At 34.0% G+C, this 1,914-nt stretch carries 1 protein-coding gene and 1 pseudogene; one reads left to right on the top strand and one right to left on the bottom strand.

Annotation, left to right across the window (positions count from 1 at the left end):
• Positions 1-291 precede the first annotated feature (291 nt).
• Positions 292-1,239 carry a MobA/MobL family protein gene (locus IO68_RS29515; protein WP_023013901.1) on the top strand — a complete coding sequence of 316 codons (948 nt, stop codon included), beginning with the start codon at positions 292-294 and terminating at the stop codon, positions 1,237-1,239.
• Positions 1,240-1,389: 150 nt separating this feature from the next.
• Here IO68_RS29515 and IO68_RS29510 read toward each other — a convergent pair.
• Positions 1,390-1,914, bottom strand: a pseudogene (locus IO68_RS29510) (hypothetical protein); the annotation flags it as partial.

Here is a 1,914-nt window from a genome sequence, read left to right as displayed (position 1 = left end):
CTCGCTTTAAAAGACACTTCTACTCGTGCTGCGCAGCACTTTTAGTTTTAAGCAATTGATTATTATATAATTTATGCGTTACTCATGTTTTAGATGTACTGTTTCTACATACAAATAAAACACACAACTAAGTTATTGTTTTTATTATGTAAATTGAAATTATGGGAGTGAAGTTGCTCATGCGTTTTAATTGAAAAATATTTTTTTTCATTTTTCTTCACGAAACGAATCATGAATTTTTAAAATTTTGTAGGATCCGAAATTCCAGTTAAATTAATATCGGACGTAAGAATGTATTATTTTCATTTAAGTCACAACGTTAAAGGTGATAGTCAAATAAAATTGAGTGATGGTGATTCAAAGTATCGACTCTCAAAAAGTGCATATCACTATATTACGCGTACTTTATATTTTTCAAAGCATAAAAGTGACATTGAAGAGCTTGAATATTGTGCATCCTATAATATGCCGATTTGGTCTGAAAATCATCCTGAAAAGTTTTGGTATGCAGCTGATCAATATACAAGTGAGACTAGACGAACCTCATCACATATTACAATCGCTTTGCCAAAAGAACTGGATAAAAATCGCCGTATAGAGTTGTCTGAAAGATTAATGTATGAATTTTGTGGTCAATATAAAATGCCATCAACAATCGCAATTCATAATCATGTGGCTGCGCTCGATGGACAGTCAGAACAGCCACATTTACATTTATTATTTTCAGAAAAAAGTATGTTGGATAATATTGAACGTTCCCCAGAGCAGTTCTTTAAGCAATATCGTCAAAAAAATCCTGAAAAAGGGGGTGCATTAAAAATCACAGCTGATGTGCTTGGATTTGGTCGTAATATATTATTTCACTACCGAACACAAACTGAAAAAATAATAAATGAATTTTTAGAAAAATATGCACCCACAAAAATTATAGAAATTCATGGTATGGAAATCGAAGTGAGCAGTGCAGTATCGTGCTTATCTAATGAAGATTATAATAAAAAACATGGAACCAATTTAAAAGATGTCCCACAAATTCCGAGGTCGTTACTATATAGTGCTGATCAAGAAGATCAAGACAAGGTAGCAGAATATAGAAAGAACATTCGGGAAATTCGTCAAAATAATCTGTATGAACTTTATAAAAAAGAGTATGAGCTAGCGTTGGCTAAAAAACGTGAACAGGAAAACCAGAATAAGCCACAACTTGATCAATCTAAAAAATTTGATTTTGACTTCTAATATACTCATTAATAAACCAAAGATGATGACGGCTCACAAGCAAGCTCAATGGAATGTATTATTCCTTCTTCAACCTTTAATTAAATCAGTTGATCTGTCTATATATGTTCTATGGACGGATCAACTGAATTGGTCTTAGTGCAATTTGACCTATTTCTTAAAATAGTTTTCCATCTGTAATTGTTCAAGCGTATGCCATTGATAACGCTCATGTCCTGCAAAATTTTGTTTGATATACACAATATGCCGAATGATCTGCTTTTGATATTTCAGCAGTTGTTGAATACGCTGATCATCATAAGCAATATCTACCCGTTGTTGCCTCAGTGCTTGATAAAAGCAGCGGTAGTCCATATCCATATTTTTTAATATTTCCTTGGATGCCGCAGGGTGGAGTGGTTGGCTTAATCCTTTTACTGAATAAGATTTACGCGAGACAAAGTCGGGGCGTATACGGGATTCTTTTGCCACTTTTAATGTTGGTTCAAATCTATTTGATCTAACCTTGATATTTTGAAATGCCTGTTGAATCGAATTAATTAGTGCACTGGGTTGAATAGTATGTGCTGGTGCTGGCTTCTGCAAGCTGGGTGCAGCGACTGGAGCAGAAATGGGTGATTTCACTTTAGCCTGATGATCTTGTTGACTGTCGACTTTGATGAATTGTTTGAGTTT

Origin of the sequence: Acinetobacter sp. COS3 (assembly GCF_000475335.1) — a bacterium.
GTDB classification, from domain to species: Bacteria; Pseudomonadota; Gammaproteobacteria; order Pseudomonadales; family Moraxellaceae; genus Acinetobacter; species Acinetobacter venetianus.
Note: the sequence above shows the minus strand (reverse complement) of the source record. Positions and strands in the feature narration are given on the sequence as shown.